This is a genomic window from Terrabacter terrae (assembly GCF_039529575.1).
GTDB lineage: Bacteria > Actinomycetota > Actinomycetes > Actinomycetales > Dermatophilaceae > Terrabacter > Terrabacter terrae.
Window position 1 is genome coordinate 538,706 of record NZ_BAAANB010000021.1, and the last position, 17,331, is coordinate 556,036.

At 71.0% G+C, this 17,331-nt stretch carries 15 protein-coding genes; 6 read left to right on the plus strand and 9 right to left on the minus strand.

Annotated elements, in window-relative coordinates:
* Positions 1–67 precede the first annotated feature (67 nt).
* Complete coding sequence (locus ABD194_RS12645) at positions 68–667, plus strand: hypothetical protein (RefSeq protein ID WP_343991826.1); 600 nt, start codon at positions 68–70, stop codon at positions 665–667.
* Between the two features lie 6 nt (positions 668–673).
* Positions 674–1,555, plus strand: coding sequence for a hypothetical protein (locus ABD194_RS12650; RefSeq protein WP_343991828.1), 882 nt, complete (start codon positions 674–676; stop codon positions 1,553–1,555).
* On the opposite strand, the gene ABD194_RS12655 is transcribed toward ABD194_RS12650, so the two are convergent.
* A complete protein-coding gene (locus ABD194_RS12655) occupies positions 1,533–2,300 on the minus strand; it encodes a class I SAM-dependent methyltransferase (protein ID WP_343991830.1) in 768 nt (255 codons plus the stop codon). The two genes, ABD194_RS12650 and ABD194_RS12655, sit on opposite strands and share 23 nt — an antisense overlap.
* A gap of 288 nt (positions 2,301–2,588) precedes the next feature.
* Between ABD194_RS12655 and ABD194_RS12660 the strand changes: the two genes are divergently transcribed.
* Positions 2,589–3,275 (plus strand): winged helix-turn-helix transcriptional regulator, encoded by a 687-nt coding sequence (locus ABD194_RS12660; protein ID WP_343991832.1) that lies wholly within the window; start codon positions 2,589–2,591, stop codon positions 3,273–3,275.
* Positions 3,276–3,397: 122 nt separating this feature from the next.
* Here the strand turns inward: ABD194_RS12660 and ABD194_RS12665 are convergent, their stop codons facing one another.
* The 8 genes from ABD194_RS12665 to ABD194_RS12700 form a co-directional block, all read right to left on the minus strand.
* Positions 3,398–4,540, minus strand: coding sequence for an ABC transporter ATP-binding protein (locus ABD194_RS12665; protein ID WP_343991834.1), 1,143 nt, complete (start codon positions 4,538–4,540; stop codon positions 3,398–3,400).
* A 79-nt stretch (positions 4,541–4,619) separates the two neighbouring features.
* A complete protein-coding gene (locus ABD194_RS12670) occupies positions 4,620–5,795 on the minus strand; it encodes an ABC transporter ATP-binding protein (protein WP_425579984.1) in 1,176 nt (391 codons plus the stop codon).
* A complete protein-coding gene (locus tag ABD194_RS12675; RefSeq protein WP_343991836.1) occupies positions 5,792–6,805 on the minus strand; it encodes an ABC transporter permease in 1,014 nt (337 codons plus the stop codon). Before ABD194_RS12675 ends, ABD194_RS12670 begins: the two co-directional genes overlap by 4 nt.
* 127 nt (positions 6,806–6,932) lie before the next feature.
* The gene (locus ABD194_RS12680) at positions 6,933–8,708 is read right to left on the minus strand and encodes an ABC transporter substrate-binding protein (RefSeq protein ID WP_343991838.1); all 1,776 of its coding nucleotides are present in this window, start codon (positions 8,706–8,708) and stop codon (positions 6,933–6,935) included.
* 42 nt (positions 8,709–8,750) lie between these two features.
* Positions 8,751–9,743: an ABC transporter permease gene (locus tag ABD194_RS12685; RefSeq protein WP_343991840.1), complete on the minus strand. Its 993-nt coding sequence runs from the start codon at positions 9,741–9,743 to the stop codon at positions 8,751–8,753.
* Positions 9,744–9,960: 217 nt separating this feature from the next.
* Positions 9,961–10,974, minus strand: a complete 1,014-nt coding sequence (locus ABD194_RS12690; protein ID WP_343991842.1) for a hemolysin family protein — start codon at positions 10,972–10,974, stop codon at positions 9,961–9,963.
* Positions 10,971–12,488 carry a hemolysin family protein gene (locus ABD194_RS12695; protein WP_343991845.1) on the minus strand — a complete coding sequence of 506 codons (1,518 nt, stop codon included), beginning with the start codon at positions 12,486–12,488 and terminating at the stop codon, positions 10,971–10,973. The genes ABD194_RS12690 and ABD194_RS12695 overlap by 4 nt, the downstream gene beginning before the upstream one ends.
* 130 nt (positions 12,489–12,618) lie before the next feature.
* On the minus strand, positions 12,619–12,927 hold the full coding sequence (locus tag ABD194_RS12700) for a 4a-hydroxytetrahydrobiopterin dehydratase (protein WP_343991847.1): 309 nt from the start codon (positions 12,925–12,927) through the stop codon (positions 12,619–12,621).
* A gap of 99 nt (positions 12,928–13,026) precedes the next feature.
* On the opposite strand from ABD194_RS12700, the gene ABD194_RS12705 reads away from it, so the two are divergent.
* The 3 genes from ABD194_RS12705 to ABD194_RS12715 all read left to right on the plus strand — a co-directional run bounded on the left by ABD194_RS12705 (position 13,027) and on the right by ABD194_RS12715 (position 17,328).
* Positions 13,027–13,476, plus strand: coding sequence for a (deoxy)nucleoside triphosphate pyrophosphohydrolase (locus ABD194_RS12705; protein WP_343991849.1), 450 nt, complete (start codon positions 13,027–13,029; stop codon positions 13,474–13,476).
* Between the two features lie 146 nt (positions 13,477–13,622).
* A complete protein-coding gene (typA, locus tag ABD194_RS12710) occupies positions 13,623–15,521 on the plus strand; it encodes a translational GTPase TypA (protein WP_343991852.1) in 1,899 nt (632 codons plus the stop codon).
* Between the two features lie 7 nt (positions 15,522–15,528).
* Complete coding sequence (locus ABD194_RS12715) at positions 15,529–17,328, plus strand: ABC transporter substrate-binding protein (protein WP_343991854.1); 1,800 nt, start codon at positions 15,529–15,531, stop codon at positions 17,326–17,328.
* The last annotated feature ends 3 nt before the right edge of the window (positions 17,329–17,331 follow it).

Below are 17,331 nucleotides of genomic sequence, written 5' to 3' on the forward strand. Positions count from 1 at the left end.
AGACCCACGAGGCGTCAGTGCAACGTCGTGGACCGCCGATGGGTCCGCGCCTGGTCGAGGAGGCCGGATGGGGACTCGGACACCGGGGCCAAGCTCGTTCGACGCCGTGGTCGTCGCCCACCGGGAGGCGCAGGCGTGGGTCGCCTACTACCGGCGCGACTGGCTCGCCTTCCTGCGGGCGTCCGTCGGGATGGTGGCGGCCGGTTTCGGCATGAACCGCCGTGACACGGTGCGTGGAGCCTGGCTCGTCCTGCGCGCCAACCAGGCCTGGGCTCCCTTCCCGGACAACGACCCGCAGCGGGCGCAGGCGCTGATGCGCCGGTTCTACTCGTTGGTCGCCGCGGACGGACACCTCGCCATCGACCCGCGGCGGGCTGCGGCTCTGGAGGTGGGCTGGTGGCGGGCTCACCGCGAGCACCAGCACGACGGGAACGTGTCGGCCGAGGAGCTCCTCGACGCGCTGGTGGCCCTCTACGCCTACGTCTACACCGTGGATGTCGGCAGCGTGCTCGCCGCGGCCGCCTCCCGGGTCGAGGCGATGAACCTCTCGGACGCCTGGGTGCGCGCCGGGTGCTCGCTGTCCGACCCGCTCCTCTCCGCAGAGCGACGTGCGCTCGTGGCGTCCTACTCGGCCCTGCTGGATGCCGTGGAGCGTTCGAAGGTGTGACCGTCTGTGGTCCGGGGCAGTCGAGACGCGCCACCCGCGCAGGCGTCGCAGCGGGACGACCGGGTGCTGACCGCGACGCGGGTGCTGGCCCTCGTGCTCGTGCCGATCCTCCTGACGGCGTTCGTCATCCTCTACGCCTTCCCGGGCGACACCGCGCGGCTGTTCGCCTGGACCATCAGGCCGGAGCTGACCCCGATGGTGCTGGCGTCGGCCTACCTCGGGGGCGCCTGGTTCTTCGTCCGCGTGGCGCGGGAGCGGCGGTGGGCCCGGATCGGCGCTGGGCTGCTGGCCGTCGCCCTCTTCGCCGCCCTGCTGGGAATCGCGACGGTCCTGCACTGGGACCGGTTCAACCACGGACACCCGGCGTTCTGGCTCTGGACGGCGCTCTACCTCTCCGCTCCCTTCGCCGTGCTCGCCGTCTGGTTGGCCAACGAGCAGGTGGCGGCGCCGCCGCGGCCGGACGAGCTGCGCGTCACCCGGGTCGCCCGAGCCCTGGTCGCCGGCGGCGCTGCACTCGCACTCGTCCAGGGACTGGTGATGTTCGCCGCCCCCTCCTTCGTGGTTCCCGCCTGGCCCTGGAGCCTGACCCCGCTGACGTGCCGCGTCGTCGGCGCCGTCTTCTGCCTCGGCAGCGCCGGCCTGGTCGTCCTCGTCGACAGCCGGTGGGTGCGCGTCAGCCTCATGGTCGAGGTCGAGGTGGTCATGCTGACCCTCATGCTCGTCGGAGGGCTGCGTGCGCGAGGTGACCTGCACGCGGATCGCCCCCTGACCTGGCTCCTGCTCACCGGCTTCGTGGCCACGCTGGCGGCCTCTCTGCGGCTGTGGTGGGTCATGGCGAGAGCGGACAGGAAGACCCGTGCGGGCCTCAGGGGGTCCGGCGCGCGGTGACCAGGAGGTACTCCCAGTCCATCCGGCCCTGGGCGTCCATCGCGTCACGAGCGAGCCCTGCCAGGGCGGTGTCGAGGGCCGCCACCTCGTCCGGCTCGTCGGCGATGCGGCGGTAGGTGGCGATCACCGGGCCGTAGGTGCGCTTGAAGAAGTCGCGGAAGTCCTCCGGCGCGTCGAACTGCACCGGCAGCAGGCGCTTCTCGGCCGCGAACGACTGGACCTGCCCGCCGAGAAGGTCACGCACGTGGCCCTCGTCGCCCCACCGCGGCGCCGGCTGGGCCCCGGGCGGCGGCGGTGCGGCATACGGCTTCATGACGGCGAACATCCGGCCGATGAAGCCGTGGGGCGTCCAGCTGGCAAGCCCGATCGTCGCCCCGGGGCGCGAGACCCGGACGAGCTCGGCCGCCGCGGCCTCGTGGTGCGGGGCGAACATCACGCCGACGCACGACATGACGACGTCGAACGAGCGGTCCGCGAAGGGCAGGGCCTCGGCGTCGCCCCGCCGCCAGTCGAGCTCGACCCCGGCCGCCTCGGCGGTGCGGCGTCCGGCGTCGAGCAGCTCGGGCGCGAGGTCGCTGGCGACGACGCGTGCGCCCGTGAGCGCGGCGGGGATCGCGGCGTTGCCCGACCCCGCGGCGACGTCGAGCACGTCCTGCCCGGCCTCGACGTGGCAGGCGTCGACGAGGACCCGGCCGAGCTCCGGATGACCTCGCGCGCCACTGCGGGGTAGTCGCCCAGCGCCCACATCGCGGCGTGCCGGGACTTGAGCGCGGCGTCGGCCGGCGTGGACTGCTCAGAGCGGGTGTCTGTGGACATGGTTGGTTCCCTCCGTCGAACGGGGGACCGCGTTCGCGGTCCGGCGGCTGAGCGCCGCCGACGTCCAGACTTCGCTCCGTCGGTCGCGGCATCCAGTACACGAAGAGGACTGCCACGACGGACGTCGGGCGCCGATACTGGGGAGGACGTGTCGGCCCCCGTGTCGGCCCCTGCCCGTGGTGCCGGGCCGACGCGGCCGTCCCGGCCGGAGGTGACCATGGGAGGACACCACGCAGGCGCCGCGCAGTACTGCCCCATCTCGCGTGCGCTCGACGTCGTCGGGGAGCAGTGGTCGCTGCTGATCCTGCGCGACATGATGACCGGGGCGACACGCTTCAACGACCTGGCCCGGGGGCTGCCCGGACTGTCACGCACGCTGCTGAGCAAGCGCCTGCGGCACCTGCAGCGCTACGGGGTCGTGGAGCGGTCCGGGACCCGCTACGTGCTCACGCCCGCGGGCGCCGCCCTGGAGCCGATCGTGTTCGGGCTCGCCGAGTGGGGCGCCCGGTGGACCTTCGGGGACCCGCGGCCCGAGGAGCTGGACGCGCAGCTGCTCGTCTGGTGGATGCACACCCGCGTCGACACGAGCAGCCTCGAGGGCGACCGCCACGTGCTGCACGTGCGCTTCGACGACGACAGCCGACGCTTCTGGATCCTCGTCGAGCAGGGGCGCCCGTCGGTGTGCATGGCCGACCCCGGCTTCCCGGTGGCCGTCACGATCACGAGCGACGTGGCGTCGCTGTATGCCGTGTGGCTGGGACGCCTGCCGCTGCGGTCCGCGCTGCGCTCGGGGCGCGTCCACGTCGACGGGCCCACCTCGGTCACCCGACGGCTGGGGGAGCTGCTGCAGCTCAGTCCCGTGTCGGCGGTCGTCGCAGCCGTGGGAGATCGGCCCGCCGTCTGACGCGGTGTAACGGGCGACGGCCCACGGACGATGGAGGGTGCAGAAGAGGCGTCACCCGAACCCCCGAGCGGGTGACGCCTCTTTCTCGTATGCCGTCCGCTGCCGCGGGTGGACGTGCCCGGTCAGCCGCGCGGCTCCTGCGCATCGTGGTCGGTGGAGCCCGCAACCGAACCGGCAGCTGAGCCGGCAGCTGAGCCGGCAGCGGTCGAGGACTGCAGGGCCGCCGGGTCGCTCGAGCCCGGCATGTCGGCGTTCTCGGGGAAGTGGCAGGCGACCAGGTGCCGCGGCGCGAGCTCGGCGAGCGGGGGCTTCTCGGTGCGGCAGATCTCCTGTGCCTTCCAGCACCGGGTGTGGAAGCGACACGCCGGCGGTGGGTTGACCGGACTGGGGACGTCACCCTGCAGCCGGATGCGCTCGCGCTTGCTGCGTCGCTCGGTGTCGGGGATCGGGACCGCCGACATCAGCGCCGTCGTGTACGGGTGCATCGGGCGCGTGTAGAGGTCGTCGCGGTCGGCGAGCTCGACGAGGTTGCCGAGGTACATGACGGCGACGCGGTCGGACATGTGCCGCACCACCGACAGGTCGTGCGCGATGACGACGTACGTCAGGCCGAGCTCGTCCTGGAGGTCCTCGAGCAGGTTGATGACCTGTGCCTGGATCGACACGTCGAGGGCCGACACCGGCTCGTCGGCGATGATGAGCTTCGGCTTGAGGGCGAGCGACCGCGCGATGCCGATGCGCTGGCGCTGACCGCCGGAGAACTCGTGCGGGTAGCGGTTGTAGTGCTCGGGGTTGAGGCCGACCAGCTGCAGCAGGTCCTGCACCTCCCGCTTGACGCCGCGCTCGGTCTTGATGCCCTGCAGGTGGTAGGGCGCACCGACGATCGTGCCGACCGTGTGGCGCGGGTTGAGCGAGCCGTACGGGTCCTGGAAGATCATCTGCACGTCGCGGCGCAGCGGCCGCAGCTTGCCGGTCGACCAGTGGGTGATGTCGTGACCTTCGAGCAGGATCGTGCCCGCGGTCGGTTCGAGCAGTCGCGTCAGCATGCGGCCGGTCGTCGTCTTGCCGCAGCCCGACTCGCCCACGAGGGAGAGGGTCTCGCCGCGTGCCACGTTGAAGGTGAGGCCGTCGACCGCCTGCACCGCCCCGACCTGGCGCTGCAGCAGGCCGCGGCGGATCGGGAAGTGCTTGGTCAGGTCGGTGACCTGCAGCAGCGACTCGCCCGCCTGCTTCGAGGCGGTCGGCTTGACGTGGGTGGTGGTCACGATCGTGCTCCTGTGATGAGGTCTCGGTGCGCCGGGCCCGAGGGCGTGGGGCCGGACGCGAGGTGCGACGGTGCGCGTCTCACAGCGTCGGCCTGATGTCGGTCTCCCAGAACTCCGTCTTCTGCTCGCGGCTCAGGTGGCACGCCGAGTAGTGGCCGGGATACGTCTCGGCGAAGGGCGGGCGAACCGTCTGGCTCAGCCCGTCGGTGCGGTCGGCGTAGGCGCAGCGAGGGTGGAACGGGCACCCGGAGGGCACGTTGATCAGGCTCGGGGGAGCGCCCGGGATGGGGCGCAGCCGCTCCGTGCGCACGCGGTCCAGCCGTGGCATCGAACCGAGCAGCCCCCACGTGTAGGGATGCTGCGGTCGGGTGAAGACCTCGTCGGCCGAGGAGTACTCGACGGAGCGACCGGCATACATCACCATGATGTCGTCGGAGAGCTCGGCGACCACACCGAGGTCGTGCGTGATGACGATGACGGCCGAGTTGAACTCCGACTGCAGGTCGCGGATCAGGTCGAGGATCTGCGCCTGCACGGTCACGTCGAGCGCCGTCGTCGGCTCGTCGGCGATGAGCAGCTCGGGGTCGCACGAGAGCGCCATGGCGATCATCGCGCGCTGGCGCATGCCGCCGGAGAACTGGTGCGGGTAGTCGTCCACCCGGCTCGAGGGCTGCGGGATGCCGACCCGGCCGAGCATGTCGATGGCGTGCTTGCGGGCGACCGAGGTGCTGACCTTGTTGTGGATCCGGTAGGCCTCGATGATCTGGTGGCCCACCGTGTAGAAGGGGTGCATCGCCGAGAGCGGGTCCTGGAAGATCATCGCCATCCGCTTGCCGCGCAGCTCGCGCACCGCCTCGGGCTTCGCGCCGACGAGCTCGGTGCCGTCGAGCTTGATGGAGCCGGTCATCTGGACGGTCCCCGGCTTGTGCAGCCCCATGATCGACATGCTCGTGACGCTCTTGCCGGATCCGGACTCGCCGACGATGCCCAGCGTCTTGCCGCGAACGAGGTCGAACGACAGCCCGTCGACCGACTTCACGAGGCCGTCGTCGGTGGGGAAGTGCACCCTCAGGTCGCGGACGGAGAGGAACGCGTCGGGACGGGGGGCGCCCATGCCGCCGATGCCGTCGAGCGCGTTGACGGACACGCTCTTCGCCCCCCGACGCGACTTCCCGGCCGCATCGGTGGTCGCGCCGTTCTTCCCGGCAGCGGTGTCCGTGCCGGCCGCAGTGGACTGGTTGGTGGACTGGCTCATGAGGTACGCACCCTGGGGTCGACGACGGCGTAGAGGAGATCGACGATGAGACTGGCGACGATGACGAAGACCGCGGCGACGAGAGTGACCCCGAGGACCTTGGGCAGGTCGTTGAGGTTGATGGCCTGGACGGCGTAGTAGCCGATGCCTTGCAGGGAGAAGGTCGTCTCGGTCAGGACCGCGCCGCCGATGAGCAGGCCCAGGTCGAGGCCGAAGATCGTCAGGATCGGGGTCAGCGCCGAGCGGAGGCCGTGCTTGACGACGACGTCGCGCTCCTGCAGCCCCTTGGCCCGCGCCGTGCGGATGTAGTCCTCGTTCATCGTCTCGAGCATGCCCGCTCGTGTCAGCCGGGCGTACGACGCGGCATAGAGGAAGGCCAGCGTGATCCACGGCAGGAGCATGCGGTGGACGAGGTCGAGCGGACTGGTGGCGTCCATGGGACTGGCGCCACCGGCATACGTCCACTTCAGGCCGTAGCTGAAGATGGACAGGGCCAGCAGGCCGGTGAAGAAGATCGGGAGGGACACGCCCGCGAGGGCGACGCCCATGAACCCGCGGTCGAGAGCGGTGCCGCGCCGGAGCGCTGAGATGACGCCCGTGCCGACGCCGCCGATGAGCCAGAGGACGGCGGCTCCCGCGGCGAGGATCAAGGTGACGGGTAGCCGGTCGAGGATGTCGGGCAGGACGGGGTTCTGGGTGATGTACGAGTAGCCGAGGCACGGCGCCGGGCAGTGGTCGATGCCGGCGCCGGTGTTGTAGTCGGCGCCCGCGACGATGCCCTTGACGAAGCGGCCGTACTGGACCCAGATCGGGTCGGTGAAGCCGAGCCGGACCGCGGTCTCGTGGATCTGCGCCTGGCCGGCGCTCTTGCCGACGTAGCGCGACGCGAGGTCGTCCACGGTCGCCCCCCCGATGCGGGGGACGAGGAAGAAGATGGCGAAGACGACGGCGCTCACGATGGCGAGCAGCAGGACGGCGGCGATGAGCCGGCGGATGAGGTACGTCAGCACTGGAGGGCGGCCGGCGCGCTCGCGGTGCGTGGATGCACCCGGTGCGCTGTGCCTTCACCTACTTTCGGGAATGGGTGGGGCTGCAGGTCCTGGTGCCGGGCGGTCGCCCGGCACCAGGACCGGGGAGTCACGGGTTGGTGACGCCCGCCGCGGCGTAGTCGTAGTACGAGTAGCCGTTGTTGACGAAGATGTTCGAGACGGTGTCGGGGCGGAACAGCAGGGCCTTGTTCCAGATGCCCGGGATCACCTCGGCGTTCTCCATGACGACCTTGTCGATCTGGCCCCAGATGGCCTCACGCTTGGTCTTGTCGTTCTCGGACAGCGCCTGGTCCATGAGCTTGTCGACCTCGGGCAGCTTGATGCCGAGGTTGGTGTTGCCCGCCGGACGGATGACGCGGCTGTCGACGATCTGCTGGAGGAAGCCGAAGCCGTCAGGCCAGTCGGCGCCCCAGCTCATCACCATGAGGCCGAGCTTGTTCGCCTTGGCGAAGTCCGGCTTGCCGGCGTACAGCTTGAAGTAGTCACCCTGCGGGTAGCCCTTGAGGGTGGCCTTGATCCCGACCTTCGCGAGGGCCTGCTGCAGCGACTCCGCGGTGGCCTTCTCCTTGGGGCGCTCGGGCCGGAAGGAGATGTTGGTCTCGAAGCCGTTGGGCTGACCGCACTTGGCGAGAGCCGCCTTCGCGGACTCGACGTCGCCCTGCGGCTTCGACTTCGCGTTGTAGAGGTCCTGCTCCTGGAAGCCCGGGACGACCGGGGGCAGCAGGCCGGTGGCGATGTCGGCACCGATGTTGCCGCCGTAGGCGCGCTGGTAGCCGGTCTTGTCGTAGGCGAAGACGACGGCCTTGCGGCAGTCGATGTTGTTGAACGGCGCGACGTCGCTGTTGATCTGCGTGTAGCTCGAGCGAGCGCTCACGACGTCGTCGGTCTTGGCCTTGAGCGTCGGGTCGGCGAGGATCTTGCCCTGTGCCTGGGCCTGGACGCCCGTGCCCGCGAGGTCGATGTCGAGGTCACCGGCCATGAGGCGGTTGTCGAGGTCGGTCGCGTTGACGCCGATCTCGACGGTGATCTTGTCGGGCAGCGCCTTGCGACCGGTGTCCGGGTCGGTCTTCGGGTCGTACTGGTCGTTGCGGACCAGCTCGATGCGCTTGCCCGGCTGGTAGACCGAGAACTTGTACGGGCCGGACGCGATGACGTGCTCCTTGTACTTCGTGCCGGTGTCCTTGGCGGCCGGGACGGGGGCCGTCGCGGGCAGCTGGGCGAAGTAGTCGAAGCCGGCGAACGGCTTGTTGAGGTGGAAGACGATGGTCTTGTCGTCCGGCGTCTCGATCGCCTTGAGGTCGGCGAGGTTCTTGTCCTTGTAGATCGAGTAGTTCGCCGGGACGTCGGCCAGGAAGTCGTTGAAGTACGTCGGGCCGTTCGGGAACGTGTTCTTGTCGAGCTGGCGGGCGACGCCGTAGGCGACGTCCTTGCTCGTGATCGGCGTGCCGTCCTCGAACTTCAGCCCGTCACGAAGGGTGTAGGTCCACGTCTTGTTGTCGGCGCTGGGCTTGCCCAGCCCCGTGGCCAGGTCGCCGACGAGCTGGTTGCCCTGGTCGCCCGGCGCCGCCTTGAAGGCGACGAGCGTCCGGGCGTAGTTGCGCAGGAAGTCCCACGAGAGGCCGTAGTAGGTGTCACCGGTGTCGACCGAGTCCCAGTCGCTCGTGATGCCGAACCGCAGGGTGCCACCCTTCTTGTCCGACGGCCGGACGATCGACTTCAGGGCCGCATCGGCGGCCGGTGCCGCACCAGCACCACCGCCACCGCCGCTCGGGGAGGTGCCCGGGGTCTGGCTGCCGGCGCAGGCAGACAGTCCCAGGGCGAGGACGGCCGCGGTTGCGACCGCCATCACGCGTGTGTTCTTCATGACTGGATGCGCTCCTTCTCTGACGGGATGCGGGTGCGGTGGTTACCGCGACCGCGGGTCGAGGGCGTCGCGAAGACCGTCCCCGAAGAGGTTGAAGGCCAGGACCGTCACGAAGATCGCGAGGCCGGGCCAGAGCATGAACCACGGGTCGATCTGGTACCACTGCGCGGCGTCGGAGAGCATGCCTCCCCAGGTGGCCCGTGGGGCCTGGACGCCGACACCGAGGAACGAGAGACCCGCCTCGAAGAGGATGTTGCTGGGGATGAGCAGGGTCGCGTAGACGAGGATCGGCGCCACGAGGTTGGGCAGCAGCTCCTTGAAGAGGATGTAGGGGGAGCGCGCCCCGAGGCTGCGCGCGGCGTCGACGAACTCGCGCTCGCGCAGCGACAGGGTCTGGCCCCGGATGATGCGGCCGATGTACGGCCAGTTGAAGAAGCCGATGACGAAGATGATGACCCCGATGCGCAGGGCGTCGCCCTTGAGGCCGAAGGCCTGGTCGGGGACGACGCCGGCGAGGGCCAGTGCGAAGACGAGGATGGGGAAGGCGAGGAAGACGTCCATCGTGCGGCTGATGAGGGTGTCGACGACCCCACCGAAGAACGCGGCGACGACGCCGAGGACCGTGCCGATCACCACCGAGAGCAGCGTCGCGAAGAAAGCGATGAGCAGCGAGATCTGCGAGCCGTAGATGACGCGGCTGAAGATGTCGCGCCCGTTGACCGGCTCGAGCCCGTAGAGGAAGTCCCACGACATGCCGCCGTAGGGGCCGATCGGGATCTGCGTGTTGGGGTCGATGAGCTCCTGGTGGAACTCGTCCGGCGGGTGGCCGAGCAGGCCGACGACGAGTGGCGCGCAAACGGCGACGAGGATGAGGAAGAGCACGAAGATGCCGCCGCCGAGGGCGACCTTGTCGCGCTTGAGGCGCGACCAGGCGATCTGGCCCAGCGAGCGCCCCTCGATGCTCTTGCCGCCCGCGAGCACCGTGTCGGACTGCGCCGTCGTCGCGCCGGGCTCGAGCTCAAGGGGAGTGCTCATCGATGCGCCACCTCCGGGTCGTGGTCGATGCCGGGGGCGCGGTTCGGCCGTCCAACATGCTGTGCAGCAGCCGCAACCTACCGCCCCCGCAGCCGCGCGCCCCATCATTCAGCCGCGGGACACGGTCAGCAACCGACTTGGCCGAATCGTGACGCGCCGGAGATCTTTCATGCCCCCGTGTCCGGAACGGGAGTTCTGCCTGCCTTCGGGCGCTGTGTCAGGCGTCCGTCTCGTCGTCGAACCGGCCGAGGACCTGCTCGAGGAGGTCCTCCATGGTGACGAGGCCCTGCGGCCCCGACGGTCCGTCGACGAGGACCAGCTGCGCGTGCCGCAGCCGCATCAGCGACAGCGCGTCGAGGAGCGAGAGCCCTGCGTCGACGTGCAGGGCCGGCGTGGTGACCGTGGCCACCGGGGCGCCCGGGTGAGCCCGGACGACGTCCCGGACGTGGGCGACCCCTACCGGGACGCCGCCCTCGCGGACCACCAGCCGGGAGCGTCCGGTCTCCCGCGAGACCGCCTCGGCCCGCGCGCAGGTGGCGGTGGTGGCAACGCCGACCACCTGCTCCGAGGGCACGACGAGGTCGGCCACCGGGATCGTGTCGAGGTCGATCGCGCCGGCGAGGACGCGGTGCTCGGGCTCGGCCAGCATCCCGTGGTCCTTGGAGCTGGCGATGAGCAGCTGCAGCTCCTTGGGGCCGTGCACCTGCCCGAGCTCGTCCTGCGGCGTGACGCGGACGAGGCGCAGGCAGCCGTTGGCCAGTGCGTTGAGCAGTCGCAGGGCGGGCAGCATGACCCGGGTGAACGCGCGGAAGGGCAGCGCGAGCAGCACGGCGGAGCGCTCCGGGTGGGCGATCGCCCACGACTTCGGCGCCATCTCGCCGACGACCATGTGCAGGAACACGACGATGCCGACGGCGAGCACCACCGAGACCACGTATGCCGCTGCGTCGGGGACACCCACGACGGTGAACACCGGCGTGAGCAGCTCCGCCACGGCCGGCTTGGCGAGCGACCCGAGTCCCAGCGTGCACAGCGTGATGCCGAGCTGCGCGCCGGCCAGCATGAGCGAGAGCTCGCGGCTGCCGCGCACGGCGGCACGTGCCGCGGCGCTGCCGCGCTCGGCGAGGTCCTCGAGCCGGTGACGCTTGCTCGCCACGAGCGCGAACTCGGCTGCGACGAAGAAGGCGTTGAGGGCCAGGAGCAGGAGCGAGACGAGCAGGGCGGTGGTCATCGGCCGGCCTCCGTGCCCTCGTGGCGGGGTCGGTCGGTCACCGCGAGCTCTGCCGGCGAGACGTCAGGGTGGGCGAGCAGGTCGACCACCTGCACGCGTACCACCGACGGCACGTGTCGCTCCACCGCCTCGACGGTGAGCCGGACCAGGACGTCACGGTGCTGTGGCTCGTCCGAACGGCTCCGACCGACCACCCCGTCGTCCTCGTCACGCCCCCCGTCGTCCTCGTCACGCCCCTCGTCACGCAGGCCGACGCGCGCGTCGGTGCGGCTCTCGACGCGGGCCTCGACCTCGGCCTCGTCGCGGGCGACGGCCGTGCGGCCGAGCCGCTCGAGGATGAGCCCGCTGATCGTGGAGTGGGTGTCGCTGACCGACAGGCGCAGCTCCGTGGCGGTGTCCAACTCGTCGAGTCGCAGGTGCCCGGGGACGACCCAGGCGTCGGGACCGGCCGCCACCACACCGGGGCCGGCGACGTCGTCCTCGTCGAGGATCTCCCCGACCACCTCCTCGGCGATGTCCTCGAACGTCACGATGCCGGCGAACCCGCCGTGCTCGTCGACGACCACGGCCAGCTGGCGGTGGTCGGCGCGGATCTGCTCCAGCACCCGCGGCAGGGGAGCGCTCGTCGGGACCACCGTCGGCTCCGGGGCGACGGAGCCCACGCTCGTGCTCCGCCTGAGTTCGGGCTCCACCGACAGGAGCTCGGCGATGCCGGCCACGCCCACGATGTCGTCCCCGTCGCGCCCGGTGACGGGGAAGCGGGACCAGCCGGTGCCGAGCAGGTCGGCCAGCTGCGAGACGGGAGCGTCGGCGCGGACCGTCGTGACGCGTACGCGTGGGGTCATGACGTCTCCCGCGTCGAGCTCGCGGAAGCGCAGGCCGCCCGCGAGCACGCCGGACAGGTCGTCGTCGAGCAGGCCTCCGGCGTGCGACTCGTCGATGATCCGGGTGAGGTCCTCGGCCGTGGCACCCTGCTCCAGCTCCTCGACCGGCTCGATCCCGATCTTGCGGAGCAGGGCGGTCGAGGCCCGGTCGAAGAGGCGCACCACAGGGCCGGCAACCGTGAGGTAGAGCAGGGTCGAGCGGCTCAGGGCTCGGGCCAGCGGGACCGTGCGGGCGATGGCGTAGTTCTTGGGGGCGAGCTCGCCGAAGACCATCTGCACGACGGTGGAGAAGACGAGGACGGCGGTGACGGACAGGCTCAGCCGGGCGGCATACGGCATGGCGGGGTCGAGCAGCTCGGCGAGGCCCACGCCGACGAGGGGCTCGGAGACGTAGCCGACGAGCAGGGCGGTGACGGTGATGCCGAACTGCGCGGCCGACAGGGTGAACGAGAGCTGCGAGGTGACGCGCAGCGCGCGCTGTGCGGCCGCGTCGCCCTGGGAGGCCAGCTGCTGCAGGGCGTGGCGGTCGACGGCGACGTAGGCGAACTCCTGGGCCACGAAGTAGCCGGTCGCCGCGGTCAGGGCGAGGATCAGCACGATGCCCAGGGCGATGCCGAGGGCGGTGCTCACGCGGTCACCACCCGGGCAAGCGGGTGGGATGTCGGGGACGGCCGGACGGGGTCCGGCCAGGGACTATGGCCCTCCTGCGACTCGGAACGCGAGCCGGAGCGTGAGTGCGATCGCATGAGGCAATCCTAAGTTATGCCGTGCTTCGGGCGCCGCGGCGAGCAGCCTCCTGGCTGATCTGGTGGGCGAGCTCGACGTCGAGCTGGGTGAGGCCGCCCTCGGAGTGCGTCGACAGGGTGAAGGTGACGGTGCGCCACCGGATGTCGATGTCCGGATGGTGGTCCATCGCCTCGGCGGCCGCGGCCACCTCCTGCACGAGCGCGACACCGGCCAGGAAGTCGGGCGCCTCGAAGGAGGCGTGGATGCTGTCGCCCTCGCGCGTCCAGCCGGACAGATCGCCGAGCTGTCGCTCGATCTCCTCGTCGGTCAGTCGTCGTGCCATGGCACCAGTAAACCCCGCCACGGACCGCGTATGCCGCGGGCGGGCGCGGGCGGTCAGGTCGGGTCGACGGGCCGATGCTGTGGCACTATCGACGACGCCATGAGCAGCACCCACCAGACTCCGGTCCGCCTCGTCGTCGGGGCGGCCATCGTCGACGACCTCGAGCGCCCGACCCGGATGCTGTCGGCCCGCCGCACGGAGCCCTCCGCGCTCGCCGGGGGCTGGGAGCTGCCCGGCGGGAAGGTCGACGAGGGGGAGTCGCCGCTGTCCGCGCTGCACCGCGAGGTGCTCGAGGAGCTCGGCGTGCGCATCCGGCTGGGGGTGCACGTGCCCGGCCCGCTCCCCGGCTCGACGTGGCCGCTGGGCGACCGCTTCGAGATGCTGGTGTGGCTCGCCGAGGTGGTCGAGGGCGTCCCGGCGCCCATCGAGGACCACGACGAGCTGCGGTGGCTGGACCTGGGAGACCTCCGCGCCGTCGGCTGGTTGCCGGCCGACCTGCCCATCGTCGAGAGGCTCGGAGCCATGTTCGGGAGCCCGCCCCGCTCCTGACCCGGGGCCCGACCCGCTCCCCACCCACTCCCGGTCGACCCCTGATCCAGCCCTGAACCACCCCTGAACCACCCCTCAACCACCCCTGAACCACCCCACGACGACGTGGTCGGAAGCACCCTCGAAACCCTGAGAGACTGTTCCTCATGCCCATGAAGACCCGCGCGGACATCCGCAACGTCGCCATCGTCGCCCACGTCGACCACGGCAAGACCACCCTCGTCGACAAGATGCTCTGGCAGTCCGGCGCGTTCGGCGAGCACCAGCACGTCGACGAGCGTGCGATGGACTCCGGCGACCTGGAGCGTGAGAAGGGCATCACGATCCTCGCCAAGAACACCGCGGTGCACTACACGGGCAAGGCCGCCACCGACCGTGGTCTGGCCGACGGCGTCACCATCAACATCATCGACACCCCGGGTCACGCGGACTTCGGTGGCGAGGTCGAGCGCGGCCTGTCCATGGTCGACGGCGTCGTGCTCCTCGTCGACGCGTCCGAGGGCCCGCTCCCGCAGACCCGCTTCGTGCTGCGCAAGGCGCTCGCCGCCAAGATGCCGGTCATCCTGTGCATCAACAAGGTCGACCGCCCCGACTCGCGCATCGCCGAGGTCGTCGACGAGGCGTACGAGCTCTTCCTCGACCTCGAGGCCACCGAGGAGCAGATCGACTTCCCGATCGTCTACGCGTCGGCCAAGGCCGGCCGTGCCTCGCTCGAGCGCCCCGACAACGGCGGCCTGCCCGCCGGCGAGGACCTCGAGGCCCTCTTCGAGACGATCCTCGAGACCATCCCGGCCCCGACGTACGACGACGAGGCACCGCTGCAGGCGCACGTCACGAACCTCGACGCGTCGAACTTCCTCGGCCGCCTCGCCCTGCTCCGTGTCTTCAACGGCACGATCAAGAAGGGCCAGCAGGTCATGTGGTGCCGCCACGACGGCTCCCAGCAGCGCGTGAAGATCACCGAGCTGCTCATGACCGAGGCCCTCGAGCGCAAGCCGGCCGAGGAGGCCCGCCCCGGCGACATCATCGCCGTCGCCGGCATCCCGGACATCACCATCGGCGAGACCCTCGCCGACCCCGAGAACCCCGTCCCGCTGCCGCTCATCACTGTCGACGAGCCGGCGATCTCGATGACCATCGGGACCAACACGAGCCCGATGGTCGGCAAGGTCCGCGGCTCGAAGGTGACGGCCCGCATGGTCAAGGACCGCCTCGACAAGGAGCTCATCGGCAACGTGTCGCTGCGCATCCTGCCGACCGAGCGTCCCGACGCCTGGGAGGTCCAGGGCCGTGGCGAGCTGGCGCTCGCGATCCTCGTCGAGCAGATGCGCCGCGAGGGCTACGAGCTGACCGTGGGCAAGCCCCAGGTCGTCACGCGCGAGGTCGAGGGCAAGGTGCACGAGCCGGTCGAGCGCCTCACCATCGACACCCCCGAGGAGTTCCTCGGCGCGATCACGCAGATCATGGCCGCCCGCAAGGGCCGCATGGAGCAGATGACCAACCACGGCACCGGCTGGATCCGCATGGAGTTCCTCGTGCCGAGCCGTGGCCTCATCGGCTTCCGCACCGAGTTCCTCACCGAGACGCGCGGCACGGGCATCGCCCACCACGTGTTCGAGGACTACGAGCCGTGGTTCGGCACCATCACGACCCGCACGAGCGGCTCGCTGGTCTCGGACCGCAAGGGCGTCGTCACCTCGTACGCGATGGTCAACCTCCAGGAGCGCGGCGTGCTCTTCGTCGAGCCCACCACCGAGGTCTACGAGGGCATGATCGTCGGCGAGAACTCGCGGGCCGACGACATGGACGTCAACATCACCAAGGAGAAGAAGCTCACCAACGTGCGCGCCTCCTCCTCGGACAACTTCGAGAAGATCGTGCCGCCGCGCAAGCTCAGCCTCGAGCAGAGCCTCGAGTTCTGCCGCGAGGACGAGTGCGTCGAGGTGACGCCCGAGTCGGTCCGCATCCGCAAGGTCGTCCTCGATGCGGGCGAGCGCGCCCGCACGGCGTCTCGGGCGCGGTCGGCGGCCAAGGCCGAAGGCTGACCGACCCGTGCCTGTCGTGGGACGGGGTGCTGGTCGCTGCGTCGCGCAGAAGGTCGGGCGGTCGCTGACCGCCGCGGTCGGGGCTGCCCTGCTGGCGGCGGGCGTCGCGGCCTGCTCGTCCACGTCGGGGCCCTCGTCGGCGTCGCAACCCGTGGGCACCGCCCCGCCGTCCGCGGCGGGGCAGCCCCAGCGGGGTGGCGCGCTGCAGGTCCTCGTCTCGGGCGACATCGCGACGTGGGACCCGCAGCAGATGTACGTGGGCCCCGAGGCCTTCTTCGCCCAGCGCACCTTCGCGCGGGGGCTCACGGCATACGGCACGGGAGCGCACCAGCGCGACATCCGGGCCGACCTCGCGACCGACACCGGCACCGCCTCCGACGGGGGCCGCACGTGGGCCTTCACCCTGCGCCCGGGCGTCACCTGGCAGGACGGCTCGCCGATCACGTGCGAGGACGTGCGCCACGGCGTCGCGCGCACCTTCGACCGGCGCACCCACGTCAACGGCACCAACTACGCCAGCTACCTGCTGGCCATGCCCACGACGGTGACGCCCGAGGGCGTCGAGAAGCCGGTGTACGCAGGCCCGGGCGACACGGCGCACCAGCGGGACTTCGACCGGGCCGTGTCGTGCTCCGGGCGCACCGTCATCTTCCGGCTGCGCGACGCCGAGCCCGACTTCCCGCACATCGTGGCCCTGCCGGAGTTCGCGCCGCGCCGGGCCTCCGCCGACACGAAGACCGACGGCAAGGCGTCGTATGCCGTCATGTCGAGCGGGCCCTACCGCCTCCAGGGCGCGTGGGTCGTCGGGCAGGGCGGCACGTTCGTGCGCAACGAGCACTGGGACCGCCGCACCGACCCGATCCGGCAGGCATACCCCGACACCATCCACGTCAGCTCCGGGCTGGGGGAGTCCGCCGTCATCCAGCGGCTGCTAAACCAGCAGGACGACGACGCCTACGCCGTCTCGTGGGTGCAGGCCAGCCCCACGCTGCGCAACCAGGCCGGCACGGCGCTCCAGGCCCGCCTGACCTTCCCCTTCACCGGCAACGTCGACTACCTCGCCGTCAACATGCGCAGCAAGGTGATGGCGAAGCCAGCCGTGCGCAAGGCGCTGGAGCTCTCCACCAACCGCGCGACGTACGCGACCGCGACGGGCGGCGAGGGTGCCGGGACCCCGACGTGGTCGCTCCTGTCGCCCGCGGTCGACCCGCGCTCGGTCGACGTCCCGCCCGGTGCGAGCGTCGAGGGGGACCCCGAGGCCGCGCGCCGGGTGCTCCAGCAGGCCGGCGTCACGTTGCCCGTGCGACTGCGCGTGGTCTACGCGCGCTCGGTCCTCGGCGACAAGGCATACGCGTCCCTGGCCGCCGGGTGGGAGCGCGCCGGCTTCGAGGTCGAGCTGACCGGCGTCGCGCCGGAGGAGTACTACGAGACGATCGAGAAGCCGACGTCCGTGGACTCCTACGACCTCTTCCGCGGTGCGTGGACCCCCGACTGGCCCTCGGCCGGCAGCGTGCTCCCGGCACTGTTCGACCCCCGCATCAACCTCGACTCGTCCGGGCCCGGACAGGACGTCGGCTACTTCAGCGACGACTCGGTCGACGCGCTCTTCGACAAGGCCGACGCCACCGCCGACCCGCGGGCGCGAGCCGCCGTCTGGGCGCAGGCCGACCGGGCCATCCGCGACAAGGGCGGCTACCTCGCGCTCTCGGCGACCAAGGCGCTCTACCTGCACGGCTCCGGCATCACCTCCTACGAGGACCACGCCGTCGGTGGCATCGTCGACCTGGCCACCGTCTCCGTCCGCTGACGG

Bases quoted from the DNA above. Each gene is read 5' to 3' on its own strand.
- ABD194_RS12645 (WP_343991826.1), top strand. From the start codon at position 68: ATGGGGACTCGGACACCGGGGCCAAGCTCGTTCGACGCCGTGGTCGTC.
- ABD194_RS12680 (WP_343991838.1), bottom strand. From the start codon at position 8,708: ATGAAGAACACACGCGTGATGGCGGTCGCAACCGCGGCCGTCCTCGCC.
- typA (WP_343991852.1), top strand. From the start codon at position 13,623: ATGCCCATGAAGACCCGCGCGGACATCCGCAACGTCGCCATCGTCGCC.
- ABD194_RS12705 (WP_343991849.1), top strand. From the start codon at position 13,027: ATGAGCAGCACCCACCAGACTCCGGTCCGCCTCGTCGTCGGGGCGGCC.
- ABD194_RS12685 (WP_343991840.1), bottom strand. From the start codon at position 9,743: ATGAGCACTCCCCTTGAGCTCGAGCCCGGCGCGACGACGGCGCAGTCC.
- ABD194_RS12660 (WP_343991832.1), top strand. From the start codon at position 2,589: ATGGGAGGACACCACGCAGGCGCCGCGCAGTACTGCCCCATCTCGCGT.
- ABD194_RS12690 (WP_343991842.1), bottom strand. From the start codon at position 10,974: ATGACCACCGCCCTGCTCGTCTCGCTCCTGCTCCTGGCCCTCAACGCC.
- ABD194_RS12670 (WP_425579984.1), bottom strand. From the start codon at position 5,795: ATGAGCCAGTCCACCAACCAGTCCACTGCGGCCGGCACGGACACCGCT.
- ABD194_RS12700 (WP_343991847.1), bottom strand. From the start codon at position 12,927: ATGGCACGACGACTGACCGACGAGGAGATCGAGCGACAGCTCGGCGAT.